The sequence below is a fragment of the Ruminococcus flavefaciens ATCC 19208 genome, assembly GCF_000518765.1.
GTDB lineage: Bacteria > Bacillota > Clostridia > Oscillospirales > Ruminococcaceae > Ruminococcus > Ruminococcus flavefaciens.
In genome coordinates this window covers 184053-208094 of record NZ_KI912492.1, presented here as the reverse complement: position 1 = coordinate 208094, position 24042 = coordinate 184053, and the positions used below count along the sequence as shown (strand labels likewise).

29 protein-coding genes are annotated in these 24042 nt (G+C 50.6%); 4 read left to right on the top strand and 25 right to left on the bottom strand.

Annotation, left to right across the window (positions count from 1 at the left end):
• Positions 1–15: 15 nt before the first annotated feature.
• The 7 genes from L870_RS18010 to L870_RS18005 form a co-directional block, all read right to left on the bottom strand.
• Positions 16–369, bottom strand: coding sequence for a DUF3846 domain-containing protein (locus L870_RS18010; protein WP_051411608.1), 354 nt, complete (start codon positions 367–369; stop codon positions 16–18).
• A 243-nt stretch (positions 370–612) separates the two neighbouring features.
• Positions 613–816: a zinc-ribbon domain-containing protein gene (locus L870_RS0114990; RefSeq protein WP_028518829.1), complete on the bottom strand. Its 204-nt coding sequence runs from the start codon at positions 814–816 to the stop codon at positions 613–615.
• Complete coding sequence (locus tag L870_RS0114985; RefSeq protein ID WP_028518828.1) at positions 813–1277, bottom strand: gamma-glutamylcyclotransferase family protein; 465 nt, start codon at positions 1275–1277, stop codon at positions 813–815. Before L870_RS0114985 ends, L870_RS0114990 begins: the two co-directional genes overlap by 4 nt.
• A gap of 78 nt (positions 1278–1355) precedes the next feature.
• Complete coding sequence (locus L870_RS0114980) at positions 1356–1550, bottom strand: DUF6900 domain-containing protein (RefSeq protein WP_024860233.1); 195 nt, start codon at positions 1548–1550, stop codon at positions 1356–1358.
• Positions 1551–1828: 278 nt separating this feature from the next.
• A complete protein-coding gene (locus tag L870_RS0114975; protein WP_028518827.1) occupies positions 1829–2773 on the bottom strand; it encodes an amidoligase family protein in 945 nt (314 codons plus the stop codon).
• Positions 2774–2997: 224 nt separating this feature from the next.
• Positions 2998–3228, bottom strand: coding sequence for a DUF4314 domain-containing protein (locus L870_RS0114970; RefSeq protein WP_028518826.1), 231 nt, complete (start codon positions 3226–3228; stop codon positions 2998–3000).
• A complete protein-coding gene (locus tag L870_RS18005; RefSeq protein WP_037272574.1) occupies positions 3212–3877 on the bottom strand; it encodes a hypothetical protein in 666 nt (221 codons plus the stop codon). The genes L870_RS0114970 and L870_RS18005 overlap by 17 nt, the downstream gene beginning before the upstream one ends.
• A gap of 323 nt (positions 3878–4200) precedes the next feature.
• Between L870_RS18005 and L870_RS19410 the strand changes: the two genes are divergently transcribed.
• Complete coding sequence (locus L870_RS19410; protein ID WP_155250213.1) at positions 4201–4440, top strand: hypothetical protein; 240 nt, start codon at positions 4201–4203, stop codon at positions 4438–4440.
• On the opposite strand, the gene L870_RS0114955 is transcribed toward L870_RS19410, so the two are convergent.
• The 18 genes from L870_RS0114955 to L870_RS0114865 all read right to left on the bottom strand — a co-directional run bounded on the left by L870_RS0114955 (position 4398) and on the right by L870_RS0114865 (position 18135).
• Positions 4398–5657 carry a site-specific DNA-methyltransferase gene (locus L870_RS0114955; protein ID WP_028518824.1) on the bottom strand — a complete coding sequence of 420 codons (1260 nt, stop codon included), beginning with the start codon at positions 5655–5657 and terminating at the stop codon, positions 4398–4400. The genes L870_RS19410 and L870_RS0114955 overlap by 43 nt on opposite strands.
• On the bottom strand, positions 5654–5818 hold the full coding sequence (locus tag L870_RS19655; protein ID WP_167549431.1) for a hypothetical protein: 165 nt from the start codon (positions 5816–5818) through the stop codon (positions 5654–5656). The genes L870_RS0114955 and L870_RS19655 overlap by 4 nt, the downstream gene beginning before the upstream one ends.
• Before the next feature lie 7 nt (positions 5819–5825).
• Positions 5826–6386 (bottom strand): terminase, encoded by a 561-nt coding sequence (locus L870_RS0114945; RefSeq protein ID WP_028518823.1) that lies wholly within the window; start codon positions 6384–6386, stop codon positions 5826–5828.
• A 217-nt stretch (positions 6387–6603) separates the two neighbouring features.
• Positions 6604–6954, bottom strand: coding sequence for an HNH endonuclease (locus tag L870_RS0114940; RefSeq protein WP_028518822.1), 351 nt, complete (start codon positions 6952–6954; stop codon positions 6604–6606).
• An 83-nt stretch (positions 6955–7037) separates the two neighbouring features.
• On the bottom strand, positions 7038–7472 hold the full coding sequence (locus L870_RS0114935; RefSeq protein WP_028518821.1) for a DUF1492 domain-containing protein: 435 nt from the start codon (positions 7470–7472) through the stop codon (positions 7038–7040).
• Positions 7469–7663 (bottom strand): hypothetical protein, encoded by a 195-nt coding sequence (locus tag L870_RS0114930; protein ID WP_024860243.1) that lies wholly within the window; start codon positions 7661–7663, stop codon positions 7469–7471. Before L870_RS0114930 ends, L870_RS0114935 begins: the two co-directional genes overlap by 4 nt.
• Positions 7660–8994, bottom strand: coding sequence for an SNF2-related protein (locus tag L870_RS0114925; RefSeq protein ID WP_028518820.1), 1335 nt, complete (start codon positions 8992–8994; stop codon positions 7660–7662). The genes L870_RS0114930 and L870_RS0114925 overlap by 4 nt, the downstream gene beginning before the upstream one ends.
• Positions 8975–9256: a VRR-NUC domain-containing protein gene (locus L870_RS0114920; protein ID WP_028518819.1), complete on the bottom strand. Its 282-nt coding sequence runs from the start codon at positions 9254–9256 to the stop codon at positions 8975–8977. The genes L870_RS0114925 and L870_RS0114920 overlap by 20 nt, the downstream gene beginning before the upstream one ends.
• Before the next feature lie 167 nt (positions 9257–9423).
• The gene (locus L870_RS0114915) at positions 9424–11646 is read right to left on the bottom strand and encodes a phage/plasmid primase, P4 family (RefSeq protein WP_028518818.1); all 2223 of its coding nucleotides are present in this window, start codon (positions 11644–11646) and stop codon (positions 9424–9426) included.
• Positions 11643–12071, bottom strand: coding sequence for a DUF7768 domain-containing protein (locus L870_RS0114910; RefSeq protein WP_028518817.1), 429 nt, complete (start codon positions 12069–12071; stop codon positions 11643–11645). Before L870_RS0114910 ends, L870_RS0114915 begins: the two co-directional genes overlap by 4 nt.
• A complete protein-coding gene (locus L870_RS19405; protein ID WP_155250212.1) occupies positions 12064–12216 on the bottom strand; it encodes a hypothetical protein in 153 nt (50 codons plus the stop codon). Before L870_RS19405 ends, L870_RS0114910 begins: the two co-directional genes overlap by 8 nt.
• A gap of 1 nt (position 12217) precedes the next feature.
• Positions 12218–12436, bottom strand: coding sequence for a hypothetical protein (locus L870_RS0114900; protein WP_028518816.1), 219 nt, complete (start codon positions 12434–12436; stop codon positions 12218–12220).
• Positions 12437–12530: 94 nt separating this feature from the next.
• Positions 12531–14507 (bottom strand): DNA polymerase, encoded by a 1977-nt coding sequence (locus L870_RS0114895; protein ID WP_028518815.1) that lies wholly within the window; start codon positions 14505–14507, stop codon positions 12531–12533.
• A 186-nt stretch (positions 14508–14693) separates the two neighbouring features.
• The gene (locus L870_RS0114885) at positions 14694–15266 is read right to left on the bottom strand and encodes a DUF2815 family protein (protein WP_028518814.1); all 573 of its coding nucleotides are present in this window, start codon (positions 15264–15266) and stop codon (positions 14694–14696) included.
• Position 15267: 1 nt separating this feature from the next.
• On the bottom strand, positions 15268–16386 hold the full coding sequence (locus tag L870_RS0114880; protein ID WP_028518813.1) for a DUF2800 domain-containing protein: 1119 nt from the start codon (positions 16384–16386) through the stop codon (positions 15268–15270).
• A complete protein-coding gene (locus L870_RS18785) occupies positions 16386–16730 on the bottom strand; it encodes a hypothetical protein (protein WP_051411607.1) in 345 nt (114 codons plus the stop codon). Before L870_RS18785 ends, L870_RS0114880 begins: the two co-directional genes overlap by 1 nt.
• 158 nt (positions 16731–16888) lie before the next feature.
• Positions 16889–17383, bottom strand: a complete 495-nt coding sequence (locus tag L870_RS0114870; protein ID WP_051411606.1) for a hypothetical protein — start codon at positions 17381–17383, stop codon at positions 16889–16891.
• A 545-nt stretch (positions 17384–17928) separates the two neighbouring features.
• Entirely contained in the window at positions 17929–18135 is a 207-nt protein-coding gene (locus L870_RS0114865; RefSeq protein ID WP_155250211.1) for a hypothetical protein, read from the bottom strand.
• 183 nt (positions 18136–18318) lie between these two features.
• Here L870_RS0114865 and L870_RS18780 point away from each other — a divergent pair, with 183 nt between their 5' ends.
• The 3 genes from L870_RS18780 to L870_RS0114850 all read left to right on the top strand — a co-directional run bounded on the left by L870_RS18780 (position 18319) and on the right by L870_RS0114850 (position 24031).
• Positions 18319–19176, top strand: coding sequence for a hypothetical protein (locus tag L870_RS18780; RefSeq protein WP_051411605.1), 858 nt, complete (start codon positions 18319–18321; stop codon positions 19174–19176).
• 89 nt (positions 19177–19265) lie between these two features.
• Positions 19266–22001, top strand: a complete 2736-nt coding sequence (locus L870_RS0114855; protein WP_242836524.1) for an ATP-dependent DNA helicase — start codon at positions 19266–19268, stop codon at positions 21999–22001.
• A gap of 236 nt (positions 22002–22237) precedes the next feature.
• On the top strand, positions 22238–24031 hold the full coding sequence (locus tag L870_RS0114850) for a hypothetical protein (protein ID WP_028518809.1): 1794 nt from the start codon (positions 22238–22240) through the stop codon (positions 24029–24031).
• The last annotated feature ends 11 nt before the right edge of the window (positions 24032–24042 follow it).

Below are 24042 nucleotides of genomic sequence, written 5' to 3'. Positions count from 1 at the left end.
CCCGCCGCTTTTCGGTTATTCGCCGAGGGAAATCGGCATCAGAATGTTGCCGACCAGCACGAAATCGTATGCCTGCCGGAAGAACTCCGTGTACTTTTCGGTCAGCTCCTGCGGCAGGTCGGTGAAGTCATCCTCGCCCAAGCCGCAAAGGAAGAATGTCCCCTTGATGACGCCGTAGCCCTTGATCGGGCGGTTCCACTTCTGCTCCGGGTGGTAGAGGGCTTCCTCCTCGCACACCAGTGCAACCGGATCATCGAAGGGGTAAATCGCCTGAATGTATCCGCCGACCGTCTGCTGCAGGCTTTCAAGCTCTCCGCTGATCTCCTTTGCGTAGGGGCGCTTGCCCGGTTCAACAACTAAAATGTTCATGTGAATGCTCCTTTGTGTTTATTCCGCTTCTCCTGCGGTAGTGACATATTAACTCTGAACCGAGGATATATCAAGCATTATCGGCAAAATAAATGTGACAAACATTGCCTGCATTTCAGCGCCGTATTGTACATCGCGAGAGAGCCGCACACGCACCCTGTGTGGGGCGGGTTACCGAAAGGGATACCGTTTGGAGGATACCCGTCCCGCGCCACACGTTGCAACGTGGCGGCTCTGTGCGCCTTATTCTTCGCCTTCGTACTTCTCGTGGATGATGCCGAGAATCTTGTCCTGTTCCTCGCGTCCGACGCCGATGCTTTCAAGTGCCTCACGCGTTCCACAGTCGGGGCAGATCGGGCTGTTATCCGCGCGGGAAAGAGCTGGTCGGGCGGTGTACGCCTGCCCGCATTTCGGGCAGATGCGCGGCTCGTTGTTGCGGTCTTTCATCGCTGTACCTCCTTTGCGCTGATTTCGTAGGCGGCATCGAGGAACTTGGTGTCGAAGCCGAAGTTCCGGTAGCCTTCCTCGCAGGTGCGGATGTAGGCAAGCGACGGAATGCCGAGGCTGCGTTCCTCATGCATGATGTATACGAAGGCGGTCAGCTTCTTGGTCTTGCCGCTTGCCAGCTTCACCGGCAGGCGGACTTCCTTCTTGTAGTAGAAGGTCGGGCAGCCCTCGTAGGCATCCAGCCGCTTCTCGTCATCGTAGGTGACCTCCCAGACCGCAATCGGAACGATGCCGTTCTTCTTCGGTTCGATGGTCAGGTACGCGCCGGTCTTGCTGCCCTTGTAAAGCAACTCGTAGTCGGGGATCACCGTGATGCCGATTGGCTTTGCGCCGGGGCAGCGGTACCGCATCTGGCGGATGTTCAGGTTCGAGCCGTAGGCAAGGTAGTACTTCTTTTCCATGTCAATCGTCCTTTCCGAAGGAAGTCTCCTTCTACCACCCTGAGCCGCCCGTAGGCGGCAGGTGGGGAAAGGCGGCGGTTACTTTTCCGCCTTGCCCAGTTCGTATGCCTTGCGGAGCATCTCTCGGATGCCCCAGACGCTCACCTCCGGGAAGTCCTCGGTGTCGTTCCAGCGGGTGTCCAGCCCGCCCCGCTGCTCCAGTGCGTAGTCCGCTTTCATTGCGATCTGCTCCAGCTTCTTGTCGGTTTCCGTTCCCCATTCGATGTTGCTCATTGCTCGTTCCTCCGTGTTTGTTTTCCGGTCCTTTTCCGTTCCGGTAGTCACATATTAACTCTTTTCGGGGAGAATAGCAAGCCGCTAAATGTACAAAACATCGCGAGGGAAAATGTGCCGTTTTTTGTGTAGAATATGCCTTGCCGCTGTTTGCGCCGTGTGCGCCCCGTACAGGGCTTTTTACCGAAAGGGGCAGTTACTCGGAGGATACCCGTCCCGCCTCACACGGGGCGCTGTGGGCGGCTGTTTCGCCGCCCTTGCTCGTGGCGGCAGACCGGTTAAGGTCTGCCGAATCTGAAGGCGTTGTCGCCGGAAAGGTTCTGCGTCAGGGTTTCTCTTGCGGTGGCGAACTCGTCGCCAATGAAGCCCATCCGCATCAGCCAAGTTCTCATTGCGAACTTTTTGTTTTCCTTCTGCTGTTCCTTCGGGCTTGCGCTGCGCAGATCTTTTGCCATCTGGCTCATTGCGAGGCAAAGCTGAATGTAGCTCTTGAGCTTGCCTGCGTGAAGCCCGTTCTGCTTTCCGTTTGCGGGCTTGTCGAACTGGAAAAGGCGGAATTCAATCGTGCCCTTTGTGAAGGTGGCGTGGAGGTTCAGCATATGGTAGCGGCTGTCGTTGTAGTGGTGGGTTCTGCCGTAGTCGCATCCCTGTGCGCCGTACCAGATGTCTGCAAGCTGCGCCATCGTGGTGGGCTTCTTCTTGTTGAGCTGCTGCAGGAAATTCGGGTTTACCGTTCTGCAGTAGCGGTTCATGCGGCTGCTGTCAACCTTGATTGCTTCGGCGATCAGCGTTTCGTGGCTTGCCATCAGGTTTGCGAGGTTTCGCAGGCTCTGCGGTGTGTGTCCCGCTGCGCCGATGTGAATGTGAACTCCGCAGCCTCTGGTGTAGTCGCTCTTTGCGCCCGCCTTGCGAAGGCGTCTGATCAGCTCCTGCAGGGTTTCGATGTCCTCGTAGTGCAGGATCGGTGTGACCAGTTCGCACTTTTCGCTGTCCGGTCCGCTGATGCTGCAGTCGCGCTGGAATTTCCACTCGCGTCCCTGTGCGTCCCAAGCGCTGTAGGTTTCGTAGCCGTTGCGGTGGGCGGTGTACTCGCTGCGGTTGGTTCCGAAGAAATCGGCGGCAAGCTTTGCGGCAGCCTTGCGGGTGATGTTGTTCATCTCAACCTCAACCCCGATCGTCTGCTCCTTCATTCTGTTGATCTGTGCCTGTGTCTTTGCGTTCATGGTGGTATCCTCCTGTTTGGTTTTTGGTGTGTTTTCCCTTTCGGTAGTCACATATTAACTCTAAACCGAGGATATATCAAGCCGCTAAAACCACAGAATATCGAGGAAAATACAGCCTTGATGATTGTGTAGTATACACCCTTGACTTACTTGCAATTGTGTGGTAATATGGGGTACGATGGAATAGGTTCTCACATTTTCCGGCGCCCCCGGAGGCTGTAAAATTAGCCGCCGGAGATAACCTCGAACTCGTCTGCGCCTTCGATCAGCGCAAGGCTTCTGCCATTATCCCACTTCATATGAATGTTGCCTGCGTCGTCGATGATCGCAACCGAACCGGTCGTACCGGGCGGCACGGGCGCGATGTCGTCCGCCATGCGAATCAGGCGGATGCGGGTGCCTGCGGGATAGCGCTCCCGCAGGGCTTTCAGTTCAGCTTCATTCGGAAACCGCATCGTCAGCACCTCCTTCTGGCTTGCCGTGACGAAAGGCGGAGCTTCCGGTCAGGCGGCGGAGCAGAACCTTGCGGGCGGGTTTGAACTCAGCGCCGATCATACCGAGCCGCAGCAGGAAGCAGCGGAATGCGTACTTCTCGTTGTCGCTGGCATCGGGCTTGTTGACCACACGCTGCAGGTTCTTTGCAAACTCGCAAAGCATGGTGATGAACTTGGCGTAGGCATCACCGTCGCCGTCCTTCTCGACCGTGAACCACGGGAACTCGACCGTTTCCTCGCACTCGTTGACCGCAAGGCTATCTGTGTTCAGCGCGTGTTTCAGGAGCGTTTCCTTGTTGGCGATGAGCTGGAGCAGATTGTTCATCGACTGCTCCGTGAAGAAGTCTCGCGGCATCGAAATCGTCAGGGCTTCCGGCTCGTCCTCGGAAGTGTAGCCTGCCTTGTCCAGCCCGTCCAGTACTCTCTCGATGACCTCGGTGTCCATGCGGTCTGCGAAGGAAAGCACCGCATCCTTGCTCAGGGTAAAGAACCCGATCTCGTAGGCGCAGCTCGGAACGCCGCAGTAGCGGACATCCATGTCTGCAAGCTCGCCGATTTTCATTGCCAGTGCCTTGCGCTGGCTCTTTTCGATATTGAACTTGATATTCATGATGTGACCTCCTGTTTTTCACCGCTTGCTGCGGTTTTGATTGTAGTCACATATTAACTCTGAACCGCACAGATAGCAAGACTGTAAAACGGAGAATATGTGCGGGGCGGTTTTTCCGATATTTGTGCATATTACGCCGATAGTTTCTGTGTCAGACTTAGTATCAGTCTGTTCACAATTTGCTACACGATGGTAAAAGACTTTTTTCGACAAAACTTGTGCTTTTTCTTGTTTTTTCGTTCTTCCCAAGTTCGACGAGATGTGATATTATTAGAGCATAGACGGCAGTCTCTGCCGAAAAATGAAAAAGCGAGGTAACTACTATGAACATGAAAAAGATTCTTGAAGTTGTCGCCGCCCAGAACAACACGACTGTTGCAGAAGTCCGGACGGAAATGGAAGAAGCAATTGCTTCCGCCAAAGACAACCCGAACTTCCGGCAGGCTTTCGGAGGAAGAATCCCCAGCATTGAGGAATTCATCCTGTATGCCGTGCTGCAATGCGCCCCGTCACCTGAAAATCAGCCTTCCTTCGTCTCGACCTCTTTGACCAGATCGGAATAAGGAATCTGCTGTCCGTTACGAATTACATACACGCCTTCGGCATTCCCGGTGTCCTCAACGTAGCGCCGGAGGATGACGGAGGCGTATTTTTCGTCAAGCTCCATCATGTAGCAGATGCGGTTCATCTGCTCACACGCCATAAGCGTTGAGCCGCTGCCGCCGAAGGTGTCGACGACCACAGCGTTCTCCTGCGTGGAGTTGCCGATGGGATAGCCGAGCAGATCGAGGGGCTTGCTGGTCGGGTGGTTCGCATTGCGCTTCGGCTTATCGAAATTCCAGATGGTCGTCTGCTTGCGGTCGGAATACCACTTGTGCTTGCCGTTCTGCATGAAGCCGTACAGCACAGGCTCATGCTGCCACTGATAATCCGAGCGTCCGAGGACAAGGCTGTCCTTCACCCAGATGCAGCAGCCTGCAAGGTGGAAGCCTGCGTCGATGAACGCCCTGCGGAAATTCAGTCCTTCGGTGTCTGCGTGAAACACATAAGCCGCGCCGCCTTTTTCGAGGTGGTCTGCCATACACTTGAAAGCGGAGAGCAGGAAGTTGTAAAACTCCTCGTTTTTCATGCTGTCGTTCTGAATGGTCAGACCGCTGGAGCTTTTGAAAGATACACCGTAGGGCGGATCGGTCAGAATCAGATTTGCTTTCGTATCGCCCATAAGTGTATTTACATCATCGGGACTGGTCGCATCGCCGCACATAAGGCGATGCCTGCCGACCGTCCACACATCACCACGCTCCACGAAGGAAGCCTTCTCCAGCGCAGCGGTCAGGTCGAAATCATCGTCCTTTGCCTCGCTGTCGGTATTATCGGAGAACAGGTCAGCCAGTTCCTTTTCATCGAAGCCGGTCATGGAGAGGTCGTAGCCGAGGTCTTGCAGTTCCTGCATCTCCACGGCGAGTAGTTCCTCGTCCCAGCCTGCATCCAGTGCCATGCGGTTATCGGCAAGGATGTAGGCTTTCTTTTGTGCGTCGGTCAGGTGGTCAACATAGACACACGGCACTTCCGTGATGCCTTCCTCCTTCGCCGCCATCAGTCTGCCGTGACCTGCGATGACGTTATATTCCCGGTCGATGATGACCGGATTGACAAAACCGAACTCACGCAGTGAGGAACGGAGCTTCCTGATCTGCTCCGGCGAATGGGTGCGGGCGTTGTTCACATAGGGAATGAGCTTGTCGGTGGCGACAAGCTGGAAATCGGTCGTTGTTTTCATCGCGTGTTCCTCCTCATCAGAACCTTCTGGAGTCCATTGCGGGCATCATTGACCTGCCCCTTGACCGCCTGTCCTTTGATGGTGCGGTACTGCTGCTTCGTCATATACGGGCGGCTGGCTTTCAGGTCACGCCAGAAGATTGCATCTGTATTTGCTTTCATACCTTCCTCACTTTCTGCTGCGGAGAAGCTGCTCCATCAGGTCGTCCTGCGGAGAGCCGTCGAACTTGGTCGTGCAGTTCTGCTTCACGATGTCGAAAATCTCATACCAGAGGACGTTCGCCTGTTTCTGGTAGGACTGACTGAGAGATGCGAACGGTGATGCCACCACGCCTCCGGTCGTCGGGTGCTTGCCGAGCAGACCGTAGGTCGAGAGGGCTTCCTCACACTGGATAAAACGAGCGAACGCCAGCGAGTAGCTTTCGAGCAGACGCTTGTTGACCAGCTTGTCGCAGCCACGGTTCTTGAGCCAGAGCCACGTTTCCTTGTAGATTTCATCCGCACCGAGGGGCTTGCCGTCCTTCTGCCTTGCCGAGAGGTACTCACTCGGCGAGGGCATATCCTCACCAACGAGATCGGCGGCATCATCAAGGTCTGCTCCCTCCAGTGCGGTCGGGGTGAATTCGATGATGTCGGCATCCTCTCCGGCGGCAATTTTCTCAGCTAGGGGCTTCGGCTTGTCGCCTGCACGGACACGTCGTCCGCCACGGTTTGTACCGTCTTTTGCCATATCATCACCTGCCTATAAAAAATGCCGAAACCACGCGGATTTCGGCTTGTAAAATATTCGAGGGGGTTAATCGGGTGTTTGAATTGCACTTTTTGTGCGTGAGAGGGGGCGCCGGTCTTGTGATCGCTGCTCCGTAGAGATTTCGATACCCCCACCGGGCAGCCCCCAGCCCTCCCCATTCTCATAAAAAGCGTATCATTTTAGGAGAAACCTGAAATTAGTAGGAGTATTCCGGTCTGCTGTCCTCAGTTCCGGTTTTCTTATCGTGACAGGACTTACACAGCGCCTGCCAGTTGGTGTCACTCCACATCAGGTAGTGATTGCCACGATGCGGAACGATATGATCAACGACCGTTGCGGTCACATACTTTCCCTGCGCCAGACACTTCACGCACAACGGATGCTTCCGCAGGTACGCTTTGCTGACTCGCTGCCACTTGCTGCCGTAGCCACGCTTGGCGGCAGACGGACGCTCAGGGTGCAGGGGCTTGTGTTCGTCGCAGTACGCACCCTCGGTCAGTCTCGGACAGCCGGGTTGCTTGCACGGTTTCAGTGCCTTCCTCGGCATCGCCGACACCTCCTTCGGGCATAACAAAAGCCGCTGCGGTAATCCACAACGGCTCTTTACAGATTCTTCTATTATACATTATATCACACATTACCGGTGTTTGCAAGTCCCATGATGTCCCAACTTTTCAAGGCAGCTACGGCTGTGCTGTGCAGGCGGAACACGTGGGACTTGCTGTATCCCATTTCCTTCATGATCTCCGACCACGGCAGGAATTCGAGGTATCTTTTACGCAGAAGGTCACGGGCATCACCGTCCTGCACGGCATTGATGCGGGTTTCCATATCCGCGATCAGCGCATCGTATTCTTCCTGCGTTTCCTGTATATCCTGTTCCAGCGCCATGATCTTGAAAACGGTGCCTTCCATTTTGCTGCGGTCGGGAGATACCGTCCTCGGCATATCATTGATGCCGCTGCCGTTCATGCCTTCTGCCCGCTGACGCAGCAGGTGGATTTCGTGTATCTTACGATTGATGCGGCGGCGGAGTCGTTCCGCCTGCTCCCAGTATTCTTTCATGCAAATTCCTCCCTCATCATTTTTATCAGCTTTTCGCCGTTCATATCTGACATGAAGTCAAACCACTGCGACCGCAGGAACTGTTCACATTCAAGCGTTGTTATGATATCGTGTGACTGCAGCGCCTCCCGGTAATCCAAGAGACACTGCTTGATAATTGCTGCCGCCAGTAATTTGTATCCTTCCGTCATTTAACCCTCGCTTTCACGGCTTTCATCATCGCCGCCTGTGTCTTGTCCTTGTTTTCCAGAACCTTCATGATATCCTCGTCGATCGTTCCCACCGAAACGAGGTGGTGGATGACGACCGTTTCGGACTGCTGCCCCTGTCGCCAGAGGCGGGCGTTCGTCTGCTGATACAGTTCCAGCGACCACGGCATCGTGTACCAGATGATGGTGCTGCCGCCAGACTGAAGGTTCAGACCGTGACCTGCGGAAGAAGGCTGAATCAGTGCGACCGGGATTTTGCCCTTGTTCCAGTCGGCGATGTCGGCATCGCTCTTGATCTCCCGGCAGTCGAAGCGCTCCATAATGCTGTCGCGCTCGTGCTTGTACCAGTACGCAATCAGCACCGGCTTGCCGTTCTGCGCTTCGATCAGATCTTCCAATGCGTCCAGCTTGTGCGAATGTATCCGCATCACGCTGCCGCCGTCGGTATAAACTGAACCGCTGGCAAGCTGTGTCAGCTTTCCACACAGGACACCCGCGTTTGCTGCCGTTATGGAATCGCGGGTGAAATCCAGACACATATCCTGCTCCATGTCCTTGTATATCGCTGCAACTGATTCATCCAGCTCAACGGAATCAGCGGTCATCACCAGTTCCGGCATCTTCAGGTGGTCGGTGGTTTTCATGGAAATGCTGATGTCAGCGATCTTGCTGTATATCTGTTTCTCTGCACCCGGTCTGGGAGAATAGGTGAAGCCGTTCCAGTCCGGCGTGAAGTAGGCATCACGGTACTGCCCGATTCTCTTGCCGAGGCGTTCTCCTTTGTCAAGCAGCCGGAACTGCGCCCACAAGTCCATGAGACCGTTGCTGCAGGGCGTACCGGTCAGCCCGACAATACGCTTCACGAACGGTCGCACCTTTCGCAGCGCCTTGAAGCGCTTGGACTGATGGTTCTTGAAGGAACTCAGCTCGTCGATCACCACCATGTCAAAGTCAAACGACATCCCGCTGCTCTCGATGAGCCACTGTACGTTCTCGCGGTTGATGATATACAGATCGGCTTTCTTCCGGAGAGCTGCCAGCCTCTGTTCTCTGTTGCCGAGAACCAGACTGTAGGTCAGCCCTTTGAGGTGATCCCACTTGCTGATTTCTGCCGCCCAGCTATTCTTGCATACACGGATTGGTGCGATGATAAGAACCTTTCTGACCTCAAAGCGGTCGAACATCATATCGTTCAGCGCTGTCAGCGTTATACTCGTCTTGCCTAATCCACATTCCAATAATACCGCCGCCTGCGGATGTGTTTCGATGAAGTCCACGGCAAACTTCTGATAATCATGAGGTTTGTATTGCATCAATGATTCCTCCTATCTGCTCCGGGCTGTCCAGCACAAAGGCTTTGAAGCCCAGCCGCCGAAGTGTTCTGATACGCAGGCGCTGCAGCGGACGGGGCGTTTCGCCGGGAGCCTTGACCTCCACGAAGCCGATTCTGCCGGACGGCATCAATACGATGCGGTCCGGCACACCCGCTGTTCCGGGAGAGGTGAACTTCCAGCAAACACCGCCGACAGCTTTCACGGCAGCGACCAGTTTTTCTTCAATTGATTTTTCTCGCATAGATTCGACCTTTCCGGGCAATAGTGCAGGTCGGTGAATGTCATTTACAAACCTTTCCATAGGAAGAAATTTCTATGATTTTTCTCGCCTGCGTAAGGTTGGAATATGAGTTTCACCGACCTGCACTTTCCCGATTCTACGTTGTTTTTGAATGATGAAAATGCAGGTCAATCCAGAAAGTCGAGCCGGATTTGAAGCCCATAGATGGTAATTCCGCTGTTCAGCTTCTTGCGTTTATATCCTGCCTGCTCCAGCGCACCATAGAAATCGGTGGTACTGCGGACATACTCTCCGTTCTCAATGCAGTACTCACGGTAACGCTTATACAGCTCTCCGGACTTTTCCTGATATGACGCATCCACATCGCAGCAATCATTGATGAATGAGCCCAGCCAGTCATTGCCTTCACGGTAGGCTCCGATTGCGTCCAACACGCACTGCGGGCGGTCTACCTTGAAATCGGCGGCGACCACCTTCATCGCACCCTCGATCAGCCACGAAAGAACCGCACCGCCTGCATTGTCGATCAGGTACTGTGTATAATTCTTCTTGTCGTCCTGCCCCTGAATCTTTGCATGGAACGGAATAACAATCAGTCTGCGCCATGTACCGTCGTCAGAGGCAGCCACCTTCGGCAGGTGGTTCGTGTACAGCACCAGCGTATGGCTCGGTTCAAAGGAGAACGGAGCCTTGAACTTCTTCTCGGCGAAAATGGGATCGGTCGAACAGAGCTGCTTTACCACGCTGGTGTTCAGGCGCATACCCTCCTGCAGCTCCGCCGCAATGATGAGTCGCTTGCCCTTCAGCTCTGCCATTTCAGGCTTCACGTTTCTCTTGCAGTTGACGGTCAGGGCATCGGCGGAGATATTACCGCTGTAGCTACCAAGCACCTTGTAGATAACATTCCAGAAGGTGGACTTGCCGTTGCGTCCGTCACCATAAGCAATAATCATCGCTTCCGTGTATACTTTTCCGATCAGACAGAGACCGCAGATCATCTGCACATAGTCAATCAGGCTCTGGTCACCGCAGAAGAAAACCTGCAAAGCATCCTCCCAGATCTGGCGACCTTCCTCATTCGGCACGACTGCCGTCACTTTCGTAATCAGGTCGGTCGGATCAGTCGCTCTCCAGCCGTCGAGACCTTTGGAAAGGTCGTAGGTGCCGCCGGGAGTGTTCAGCAGCATCGGATCACCGTCAAGCTGCTCCGGGTGCTTCAGCACCAGCGGCTTTGCGGCATCGAGGGCATTGTTCAGACTGCGGATGTGGCGGTATTTCAATACGAAATCATGATACAGCTCGGAAAATCTGAACAGACCATAAGCAGCGCCCTGTTCCGGAGTCAGGCTATCACGAAACTTCTTGCCGCCTGCCTTCGCCAGCGCTCTCGGAACGCCCAGCTTCTCCAATGCACATAGGTCATCTTCCATTTTGCGTTCTGCCTCAGCAAGCTGAACATCCGTGTGTTCGATCATCGCCATGACAGCCGCCTGTTCTGATTCCTCCCAGTAGGTGCCGTTATAGCGCAGATAATTCGTAGCAATCGTAAATGCGATCTCATCACCAAAGCACTCTACGAATGTGCGGGCTTCACCGACATCTGAGAAATCGTCCGGGATCAGCACATTATCGCCGAACTGGTCGGGAGGCACATAACCTTCCTGCGAGGTGACCATTTTGCCGAACTTGCAGGCGCTTGCCCAGATGCCTTCCAGCTCCTCATCGTCGAGGGGCGGATCGCATTCCGCTGCCTTTTCGAGGAACTTCGCATGGGCATCATCCGTCACACCGAAACGCTTGACCAGCTTGCCCGCCATACGGGACATGGTGCTGTTGCGCTGTCCCTGCGGAATACTGCGGTTCGACTTCATGAGCGTGAGCCAGTCCTCAATAGACAGACTGCCCTCGTGCCATACCACGTCACCCTTCGAGCCATACAGGAAGCGTGAAGCGTCCAGTGCATTGCCGTCGAAGAACGGCAGCTCCTTGTAGATGCGGGCTTTGATGTTCTTATGGAATGCGGCATCCTTGCAGGGCGTAGTCGGGAAAAATACATGGAAACGAGGGCGGGCTGTTACAGAGCCTTTCGCCAGCATATGATGACGGCTGTATGTGATCGCAAACTCCACATCGCTGAGCATTTCGGACAGCTTTTCCGGAGTGATCCACTCATCGGGATTGTCGCTGTGATCATTGTCGCAGTCCATCGGCACAACATCAGAGAGCTGAAAATTGGCATCGCTGCGGGCATTATTCGCATACAGCGCGCACACATGGTCGAACGTGACTGCCTTGCGGAGATCCGCTTCCGAGGTAATGACCTTCTGATTCGGGTAAATCGTGTTCTTTGCGTTGCCGGTACAATCGGCAGTGTACAGGGTAAACTTCATATCTTTTCCTCCAAATCCTCCGTGAAATAACGGATTTTCATGTGTTTGCGCTTTGCCCGGTCAATCTCTGCCTTCATGCCGGAGCTGACCGTGTCGCCGAACACCCACAGCTCCACGCACTTGCTCATCAGCACCCAGTTCATGAAAATGGCTGTATCCCGTTCCTCCGGAATACTATCGTCCATGAACTGCGTAAAGTAGATGTGCGGCGTGATAGGCAGGTAGTGCCGGTCAACGGCAAAGCGGCTGTAACGCTTGGCGTTCTCGACGTTCCTCTCTGTATCTCCGGAATAGGGAGAGCAGATATACACGACAGGACGGAAGGCAGCAGCTTTTGCCGCAGCCTTCTCCTCACGCTCGATGCGGGTGAACGCCTCGTGTTCCGTTGGACTTGCATAGCCTTCGCTGTTATAGAAATCAGCCATGCTTCACCTCGTTCCTGCCGCAGGGCTTTCTGTCGCAGCTCTTATTGCAGAGCTTACCGCAGCGGGGGCATTTCACATAGACATTCTCCGGCTTAACCAGCTTCCCGCTGACCAGCGCATAAAACCATTCAATACTGTATTTCATATCATCCCTCTTTTCTTTTCAGCTTCACGTGCAGTCTCTTCCAAGCGCACTCGTTGCAGAGGACTGCCGTACCGTACATATCGCCCAGACCATCGGCAAACACGCACGACAGGTCAACAGCGACCTCCTTGCCGCAGTCCGGGCAGGAGCAGAACACGTTCTCGCTGTTCAACTCCACCTTAACCTCGATCTCATCGGTCTTTTCCTTCACATAAAACATAACCATTCTCCCTTCATTCTTTGCCCCCAGATGTGGGGAGAGCATTCCTGCTCTACAACCCACTACAGAATCGGGAGCGTTTTGGACGAAACAATCAGTCCTTTTTATAAAACTCGCACTCGTATCCGTCCGCCCGCAGGAGCAGACCTTTTGCCCACGAAGGCGTTCGTTCCATCTGTCGGCAAACCTCATCAAGCGACATCCTGCGGTCTGCCTCAATAATCATTTCGTCGTGTATGTGACCGACGATAAAACAGTGCGAAAGCGTCTGCATAGAGAACATAAGCAGATCACGGGCGACCGCCTGCACGATGTTCTCGACAAACTTCGGACCGTAGCTCTCTATGCGTTCCCACTTCTTCGATGCGCCTACGCCCATATAGGTGACGGACTCTCCGCCGAATTGGTTCTCACCGATCTGCGGGTGTGCGTAGCAGAGCTTTCTGCCGGAGGGCAGCGTGATGAAAAGCATCCTGCTCTGGTAGCTGAACTGCAAGCCGTGTGTTTCTGTGATGGTTTTCTTCCTGATCGCAGTCTTTACGGCATCATCGACCGCCCACCAGAATTTCACGATATTCGGCGAGGCATCCCGCCAGTCGGTCACAAGCTGCTTCAGCTCCGGATCGGTCAGGTTCAGGGCATCACCGCCCATAGCCTTCATTGCGCCGACGCAGCCGCCGTAGCCACACGCCAATTCTGCCACCTTGCCTTTCTGCCGAAGGTGACCGTTTTCGCCGTGCTTGACAACCGGGACTCCGAACATCTTTGATGCCGAAGCGCAGTAAATGTCCTCGCCGTTCGCAAAGGCATCCATGCGCCACTGCTCTCCTGCAAGCCATGCAATGACACGGGCTTCAATGGCGGAGAAGTCGGCGACAATGAACTTATATCCCGGACGGGGTACGAAAGCCGTGCGGATAAGCTGCGACAGTGTATCAGGCACATCCTCATAGAACATTTCGACCTCATCATAATAGCCGTGCTTGACGGTCTCCCTTGCATCGGTCAGGTCTGGGATATGGTTCTGCGGCAGGTTCTGTAACTGTATGATGCGTCCTGCCCAGCGTCCTGTGCGGGATGCGCCGTAGAAGCTGAACATTCCTCTTGCACGATGATCGGAGCAGGCTGCCGTCTGCATCGCCTGATACTTCTTGACGCTGGATTTCGACAGCATGAGCCGCAGTTCCAGCACGGACTTGACGGGATCTTTCGCTGTTTTCAGCAATTCCCGCACCGCAGACTTATCCAGACAGTCTGACTTATAGCCACGCTCCTCCAGCCATTCCAGAAGCTGATACACAGAATTCGGGTTCTCGATGCCCGTCAGCCTGCGCATCTCCGCCGACAGCGTTGCCTTCGCTTGTGCGTCCAGCGTGAGTGCAGCATCGACCAGTTCCATATCGACACGAATGCCCCGGTCGTTGATCTCCTGATCCAGATAAAACTGTTCCCAGATGAAATCCGGCACAGGGAAACGGGAAAGCCGCTGGTCGATTGCCAGCTCCGCCTCCACATCCTGCTTGTTATATGCCTTGAAGGTTTCCCACTTGTCCGGAGCATCGGCAGGTGTATGAAACTGCGGGATGCCGTCAACGGTATCATAGGGAACACAAAAATACTTGATGAGTGCTTTACCTTCGGGCATCTTCTGCTGTTCCAGCTTCAGAGCCGCACCCGCAGAGGCAAGCGTGGATGGCAGACCGAGTGTCCGGCAATGGATCATGGTACACTGCCATCCGACCGGACTGAGATAATCGCCGACGGTATCGGCATCAATGCTGTAGCTGCGGAAGATCTGCGGATATTCTTTCCGCAGATATCTGGAGAGACATACACGCTCAAATTGCACGTTGAATGCCCGCTTGATGACCGATTCATCGGTGAGTGCAGAAAGGATCTCATCTGGTACACGGTCGCCGTTCGCCAGATCGTAGAGCTGCACTGCACCGTCATCTATCGCAACACTCATAAGCGTGATAGCAAAATACGGAGAATCGGCGTAAGCGTACACACCACACTTGGTGATGTCACGGTCACTCCGAGTCTCCAGATCGATTTCTATGGTTTTCATGGTTACACATCCTTAAACCCACCCGGACGGAATCCCGTCAGTCGCCCTCCCGACATTGCGTTGTTATTTCTTACGGTTCTTGAAGGTGTCGATCAGAATAGTGATCGAGATGGTTGTCCAGCAGAGCATCATAATGCAGCCGGACACACCCATAATCATCGTGAATACTGTATTCATACCGTTACCTCACGAAAGGAAATCGTCGTCGTCGTCATCATCCATGTCTGCGAAATCATCCTCAGCACGGGACTTGCCGCCGAGAGGCTCTCCGTCGCGGAGCTTCTGGAGGTTGTTCAGACCGCAGGCGATGCCCTTGTTGCCGTTGGTGTTGAAGGCATAGAAGTTGATGGAAGCTCTGCCGTAGATGCCGGAGTAAAGCTCGCTGGTATCGAGGATCGGCTGGCAGGAAGCATCCACAACACCGGGCTTCGTAGCGCTGTTGGCGTTGATGAAGTAGCAGCCTGCGTATGCCTCATCATCGGGGCGTTCCTCGTCTCCGTCACGCAGCGGAGTCTTGATTGCCTTCAGCGGCGGCACAGACTTTCCGTTGCCCTTGAGCTTGCCCTGCCCCTCGTCGTAGGCAGCCTTGATCGCAGCCTTGATCTTCTCGACGGTCATGGTATCGGACTTCGGGATGATGAGGCTCACGCTGTACTTCGGAGTGCCGCCGTTGATCGCCTTCGGTTCATTCACGATGAGGTAGCTGAAGCGGGTGTTCTTGCCAGTAACGACCTTTGTGGGATTGATAATCTTTGCCATGTTAATCTTCCTCCTGAAAATCATTGATTGTCCATGCCGGGCGTTTGTCCGACTCTGGTACGAGTGTGGGTTTGCCCTGCGGCTTTTCGATCAGGGAGCCGAGCAGGGTGTTGAACTTCTTGGTGCCGAGCAGCTTGGTCATTGCGGTCACACCCATGAGCTTTTTCTCAAAAGGATCGTAGCCTGCATCGGTGACTGCCGCTGCAACAGCATCGGGGTTTGTGTATCTGCGGTTGCTGCGTCCTTCCACGACCTTGAAGCCGGGGTACTGCTTGCCGCTGATTGCTTGTTCGAGCGCATAGGCTTTGACGTCGTTTACCCAGCCGATGAAGGTGTCGGCACGATCAAGAATCATGCTGATCTCGTCATCGGCGAGTGTGTCTGGGACAGCGAAGTCGTACTGCGCCATCTGGAGATTGTACTCCGCCCGCTTGCGGCAGGTCGCCTTGATCTTGCAGAATTGGCAGTGCTTGCCCGCACTATAATCGCCCTCGCCCTTTGCCGCAAGTGCCGCAGCAGGGATAAGGACTTCCTCCGCCCAGTCGAGCAGCTCCTCCTTTGTGACCTCTGCGATGCTGACATTATCGCGGCGGGGCTGGAAAATGATCATGCGGACGGTCTGGATGTCATACAGGCTCTCGAAGAGATTCAAAGCGCCGAGCGCATACATCCGCATCTGGCTGTTGCCATCGGCATCGACCAGAACGCCCAGACCGTATTTGAAGTCGATGACGGTCATCGTGCCATCAGCTACAATGATACAGTCTGCGGTGCCGAAGCTCTCAGCAACCCAGCGTGTGAAGTCGAGGCGCTGCTCGACCAGTACCTGCGGATCGGGGCAGGTCTCCTTTGCTGCTGCAACCTGCTCCATGACGAATTCGCAGTAAGCGTCGGTGCATTCTGCCATTTCCTCGTCGAAGTACTCCAGATCGTCAGTGGGATCGCGCACCTTGAAGCCGAGCGCCTTCTTGACCTTGTACTCGCAGAGGGCGTGTGCGTCAGTTCCTTGCTGCGCGTAAGTGCTGCCGGTATCGCCGCCCGCGTTCTCCTTTGCGGAGGGTGGGCAGTTGATCCAGCGTTCGCTGCTTGACGGTGACAGAATCGCGTGTGTTCCGGGCATCACAATCCCTCCGCTTCTGTCAGCACAGCGACGTAGTCGCTTTCGGCAATATCCGAGAGCTTTGATGCACCGTACTTGGCGATCAGTTCTTTTACCTCCGCCGTCTTGCCGCTGCGGGAGATCTCCGAAAGGCGGCTGCGGAGCTGCACGAAGGTGACAGTCGCTTCTTCATGCTTCAGTGTCGGCTGTTCTTTCGGTGCTTCCGCTGCCTGCGGCTCGTCCTTTTCGGGATCGTAGATCTCCTCGAATGTGTCGAGATAGGCGTTAGTTGTCTGCGACGAGAATTTCTGTAATGCAGCAGTAAGTGCATTCAGGGCGTTTACCAGTTCCATCATCGGATCCATTATGCTTGTCCTCCTTTGCCAGATTTTTTGCGAGTCTCTTTGACACCACAGAGATTGCCATCAGGGTGTCGATCAGTTCTTGGGTTTTCCTGTTCATGTGTCGTTCACCTCCCTTCACAACCCACTACAGGATCGAGGGCGTTTTGGACGAAACTTTTTCAGAAAAATTTTCCGAACTCGGATTCAAGCTGTTTCCGTGCCTTTTCAAGCTGTGAACGATAGGTGCTGCGCTTCAGATTGAGCTGTTCCAGACACTTTCGCTCGGACATATCTTCATCAAGGCTCATCTGACCGACGGTGATAGCTTCGGGCATCAGTTCTTTCAGCCGTTCGAAAAGCTGACGCATCAGGATCTGGTCGGTGACGATTTCTTCAGTATCGGATGTATCTGCGAAGGTGTCGCCGTGCATTTCCGTCTCATAATCGAGGGAAATGTTGTCCCCGGCAGCACGATACTCACAGACGTCACAGTCTCCGTCACATTTCCAAAGGTACTGCTTCGGGCAGCAGCACTGCCCATGATACTGGCGGCGGCTGCGGATACGGTTTGTTTCCGGTGTAATATTGGTATAGACTTCCTCGGAAACAGGAATCAGAGTAACTTTGTGCGGATCATTGGCATCACGCATTGGCAGGTAAAACTGTTTTGACATAAAAATTCCTCCATTTGACTTGCGAATGGAGGAATCTCTACCGGCAAATGGGCATGACGAATCAGACCGCATTCCAGATGGATTACTCCATTCAGGATTGCAGCCGTCAGCTCAATTGACAGCCGTGCATATTAACTTGTCCTGCCACAGACCGTTGAGCCACCGTTGATCATTCGGCGCAGTATGCAGCAACAGACAGTTTAACGTCTTGTCCGGGACAAAAGCTCTTCTATAAGGGGGCAGAAATCGGACTCAATACAACGGAAAACAGTTGATTATTGAGAAAGATTCACGGAAAGTTTACAACTATCATCATGAGATACAGTATAAGAAAGGTGTCGAATAATTAACTCCCAGACGATATTTTTTATAAAGCCCTCCATAAATAGCTCCGATAAGCCCGAAAGTTGCACGTTTGTGTGCAACTTTTCTGATTTTACAAAATAAAATCTCTGTTTCGACGATAGAGAACAGATGTTTCTGGACGGTTTTGTCGAAACTGCCTTCACATACAATTGGACACTTCCGGCGGTTTTGAGTACCGCTCAGTCCAAATCGTTCAGCTTACTAATGAGGTCGTCCATCATTTCTTCCTGCTCCAAGTTACCGATTCTCTGAAAATCGCCGTAGTGGTCAACCACGGAGGCGGCAATTTCCGTTGAATGGTAAGTACTGACAGCAACAAGCAAGTTGGCTGCCAGATGTGCTGAAACAATCTTCTCTTTATTTGTCATAATCTTGCCTCTTTCCATATTGAAACTCGTAACATATCCTTGCAATTCTCGCCAAAATGTGCTACAATAAATATGTATACACGTTTATCCGGAGAACGCTTGATGTGCCTCTGTGTCTTGCAATTCCATTATAGCAAAACGCCCTGCCCGAAACTCGGACTGGACGGACAGACACGGACAGTTTCGGACAGGGGGATTAATATGACATTTTCGGAATATTCACTGGGACTTTCTCCCTACATATCGTATGGCAAATCAGAAGCGGACTACTTTACGGAGTTGGTCGGGAGTTTTATCAAAGATTCGGCGATGGATGCCTGTGCGCTCCTCAAACGCAAACCTGATACAAAATACAGATATATCAGGGGCGACCGTCCAATTCAACCGAAGGACGCTCAGTTTCTATATGACCAGAAAGACATTAAGAAGTTTACCTCATGGATCGAAAAGCGGATGGATGATACAGATTCGTATGATAGCATTGAGGCGTGGCTGAAGGAAAACAATATTGAGAACGTTTTTGTGCCGGAAGCCTGTGCTAATCTTCTTGTGACTATTGTTCTTGAAATCATTAGTCCACCTGCAACAAGCAAATCGGACACCCAGCTTCCCTTAGAAGTCGAAGCCGTTGTTTCAGAAACAGAGGTCGGTGGGGCTGAGCTTTCACAAGTTGACCGTGAATTGCTGCAAGACTTCCATGCAGATTACGACAAAATCATAAAGCTGTGTATTGGTGAAGGCTATGCCGAAGTATGGTTTGCCGGAAACATCTCAAAGCAGATTGAAACTCTATTCATTGATAAATGGGAGACGGAGTCCAGCAAGTTTCAAAACCTCATCCTCCGCTCCTGCGTGATAGAAACGCTGGGACTTCTGAAACAAATGTGTGATACATTAAATCCGAATACTAAGGGAACGATCATCACGGCTTTCCAGCCTCCCCTCCGTAGTATTCAGCATCAGTTGAGAAATAATTATGTCAAACTTCACCCCGATGAGTATGTGGGCGTATTCCCGTATGAGGCGCTCGTGCCAGATTGGGCAGATGGAGAAGAATAACGACATAGGCAGGTACGAGCCGCTATATAAGTAAAAGGCTTGTACCTGCCTATTTGACAATAGAAGGGAGCGTAGGAAAAATAATGTTTATGATTGACGCAAATATCGTAACCATCGACAACAAAATCTGCAGCTATTTAGACAGCATCGATAATGAATCGCGTGGGGCGATTTCTCAGGATATACTTGCACAGTTGATACATCTCGTTGAACAGGTTATGTTGAAGTTCTATGCCGGAGGCAGAGACATTGACGATTCCGACGAGAACATTGCTGCGGCTATGGAATTCTCGCAGACGAACGGTGAATTGAAAACATTGTTCCGGTTCAGAAACTATCTGCAGATTATCGCTGCCCATAGCACACTTGACGAGAATGCTTCTGAGCGCTTGATGTTGAAATATTATCAGTACCTTCTGGAAACAAAAAAGCTCCTTCGCAGGCATTTCAATATGCAGATTCTGCATAACCTGAACAAATTTCCGCTTCATCTTGATTCTGCATTACAGGAGTATTATGCGAAGATAGCATATAAAATCGAGCAACATCCTGCAGGCTTTTATGATAAGGGAAACAAGTATTATATACAGAAAATAAAGCCGTTCTTTGCGGCAAATGAAATATATTACGAGGTCACCTTTACTCCAGTAAGCGGCAAAAACTCCAAAACGAATCGTGTTATAGCATTTACAAAGCTTCCGATTACAAGCAACTATGCGTCCAAAATTCAGGTCGTTCAAGACAGCATTGAAATACTTGGAAAAACGATGCCTATTGCAATCATTGTCGGTTGGGAGGTTTCAATAAGAGGATGTGAATACCAGAATTTCATCTCGCTCATAACTGGTGACAGAACAAAAGTCCCATATCCGGAGCAGAGAGAAATATGCAGGTTTCTCACGGCTAATGGATACTCCTTGACCGAACTGATTGATTTCTCAGATATTGCGTATCGGAATGTTACCGGGAATTGGAGAAGTCACCTGAGATCAAGCGTGTTTATAGATATACTCGACCGCTGTCGTACCCTTATCAGAAATGAGGGCGCAGGTCAAAATATCCTCAGATATCTTCTTTTCAACATGAACAACGAAATAATCAAAGGGCAACGAAACGGTTCTTCCAACTCAAACCTTTCAAATCTTTACCTCTTAAACGGCTGTATACCTTTTGACACTATGCCTTTCATCAGTTCACCACTCGGGCATAACCCTAAGCTCGGTGCGCTCTTTTCCTGCATCCCGACATATAATAGACAGCACGAACTTCTGGCACGGCAAATTCGTAATAATACAGAAATCTCAGGCAGGATTTTCACACCGCTTTCAGAGGTTGCGAATTATGGCGATACCGCATCTCTCGCTCAAACCTACAACGACACACTATGGTTTGGTCATAGAGAGAGAAGTAAACTCGTAATCGCCAACGATCATATTTTTATAAACGAATACAAAATCGATACTTGTTCCATCATTAAAACGCTTAGACAGTTGACAACAGAGGGTTGTCAAGATTACCGGCTCCTTGCAGAGGAATGGCTTGACAGCGGCAAGTCCGGAGTGGACTGTGACGAAAAGCGTGAAATCCTTCGTCATATGTTCGAGCAATCATGTGTTGCTGCTATATATGGATCTGCGGGTGTTGGCAAGTCCACTTTGATTAATCACGTGTCACATCTATTTAACGATGAAAAGAAACTGTTTCTGGCGCAGACTAATCCTGCTATCGATAATTTAAAACGACGCGTTGACGCAGATCACTGTACTTTTTCCACTATTGCAAGTTTCCTGCAACGTGAATCATTCAGTACCGACTATCATCTGCTGATAATAGACGAATGTAGTACGGTCAATAATAACGATATGGTGAAAATCCTGAACAAGGCGAATTTCAGTATTATTTTACTGGTCGGAGACACATACCAGATAAATTCTATCCGGTTTGGTAACTGGTTCACAGCATTAAGACATTTTATTCCGAGCAAGTCTGTGTATGAATTGACAGAGCCATATCGTGCAAGAAATAATCAACGGCTTTTGGATCTGTGGTCTAAAGTTCGTGAAATGTCCGATGATGTCAATGAATGGGTAGAAAAACAACGTCGCTCTCTGAAAGTGGATCAAACGCTTTTCGTTAAGGAAGTTGAGGATGAAGTCACACTATGCTTAAATTATGATGGCTTATATGGTATCAACAACATAAACCGCTTCCTTCAGGAGAGCAATCCGAACCCGGCTTTCTCGTGGGGAATACAGCAATATAAAGTTGATGATCCGGTGCTGTTTCTCGAATCCTCGCGTTTTCATCCGTTAATTTACAATAATATGAAAGGCAAAATTATAAAGATAGAAATTCTGGATGCCGGAACAGTCGATGCGAGAATAATATTTGATATCGAACTTGAAAAGCTTATTGATGAACGCGAAGCTGGGTGGTATGATCTCGAATACATCGGAGAGTCAGAAAAAGGCAATTCCATCGTTAGCTTTGCTGTTTTTCAAACAAAAGATGAGGACGAGGATGACGATGGTAACGTATCTCGAACAGTTGTACCGTTTCAGATTGCCTATGCCGTTTCTATTCACAAAGCACAAGGCTTAGAGTACACATCAGTAAAACTCGTAATTACGGACGAGGTTGATGAGTTGATAACGCATAACATCTTCTACACAGCAATTACCCGAACACAAAACCTGCTGAAAATATACTGGACACCGGAAGTGGAGGAGAAAGTGCTCAAGCGAATCAAGCCACGTAATATTGACAGTGATATCGAATTGCTGACCGCATATCTTGGTAAGCCAGAACCTGAATTCCCTTTTTAAACTGAAAAAGCCGCTGAGTAGAACATTCTACTCAGCGGCTTTCCATATCTTGACAAATTTTATAATAAAGTTAATTTTGAATTCAAATGAGATTGAAAACGCCAGTATTCACAAGCGTTATTGCCATAATATAGCCCGTGTGTATTGACATTTTTGTGGTAATGTGATATAATAGAAAGTGTATAATAATATGTGTATATGCCATCTTTTAGTCAGCAGAAAGGAGTATTGTAGCGATGTCTAATGCCATTTCTGTTGAATGCAATTTGTGCGGATTTAAGAATGTGTTTGATCTAAAAGGTTCTCAAAATGGATATTGTATATGCAGCCAATGTAATAGTACTATAATGTATTCAATTTCATTATGCCGCACTTCATATTTCTCTTTTATTGAGAGTTTTGATTGTATAAATGGTAAAATACATTTCCCAGAGTCTGCAGTAATAATAGACGAAGGAGAAGTGGCGTCATTATCTCAAATTCACACAGCTAAAAGCATTCTTAGAAAACTTACTGGATCAAGCAAAGGGGATTATATTATGGAACAGAAAGAATTACGAACATATCGTCGCCGTGATGTTACTCGCGTTAGTGGTTACCATACCTGTGATGAAACTACCGGCGGAGAATGTCTTATTATCAGGTCAAAAAAGCATCTGTGTACAAATGCTCATGAAGAATTTACCTTTCATAGACGATCTCTGGAATTAGTAGAGCTGTTTAACAAAGGGCTCTCTATTATAGCTTTTGGCGGATATGTTTTTTCAAAGTTACAAGCTGAAATAGGCTTTAGCCTATCATTCTCCTACGAAGGAACCCCGTATGTTTTTGAAAGAGTAGGCTTGTCTTATCCGATTGAGGCAAACACATGGAGTAATATAGGCTTTCACTTCGAACAGTATATTCACAGTAGCCATACCATTGAAAACGTCACTATAAAAATGATAGTAAACAGTGCGGCTGGAAATACTCTGGATTTTTGCTGCTTTGACTTTGATGTGGTTACTAAAGAGGAATTTCAAGATGACTCCTGTGCAGAAAGCTTTTATCAAAAGACAAATATGCATATCCCATACCTTTATTATTTAAAATACGATGTGCCTTTTGAAGCGTATTTGCAAGGTGGCTTTACTTTTCAAGAAGGAAGAAGGATTGTATTAAAAAGCTGTAATCGTTGCGGGCGTTTCTTACCAATTAATATTGAAGATGAGATGAAAACTCTCAGTTTTTCGTTGCACTGTAAAAAACGCGCGCCTTGTGTGCATTCCACATTTAGAGCATATGAGATCTTGAATTATAGTGATCTCACGCCAGTAGATTTGAACGGTCTTAATCTTGAAGGGCGTAAAGTCGTTTCATACTATGGTCATCAATTGGAGTGTAAGGCTTGCAAGAAGTTTTTTGTTAATGCTCCTCTGAATCCGCAAAGAAATCCTCAACAATTTAAAGAGGACGGGTTAAGGCGTCGCGCTATAGAAGTTTTGGTAAATAATCTTCTTGAAAGAAACCTCATCCATTTCGAATTTGAGAAAAGAACAAAAAAGGAATTCTCCAAATACATATGGGAAAAGTTCAATAAGCGATGCTTTAAATGTGGTCCGTCGTCAGCTCCTATTCCTTTAGGCGACATGGCTTTAGATCACACTATGCCTCTGGCATACCTCTATCGCCTTGACGAAACTGCAACGTGCCTTTGCAGCAGCCATAATTCGCAAAAGAGTGATACTTTTCCTGTGGATTATTATACTGAAGACGAATTGGTGCGATTAAGCCAAATTACTGGTCTATCGCTCGATGTATTGCACTCAAGAAGCGTTAATATGCCTGTACTGAAACTGTTAATAGAGAATGTTGTTTGGTTCTATGATGAATTTCTTATGGATCCTGACTATCAAAAAGTTAGAGATGGAATATTAACAGCGAATAAGATAAATGATTCGTTAAAACGTATAATTGCTGGCAAGGTCGATTTAGCAGAGGAATATAGAAAACGCACTGGGCATTATCCCACATCAGTAACCACATATTAATAAAAACCGGA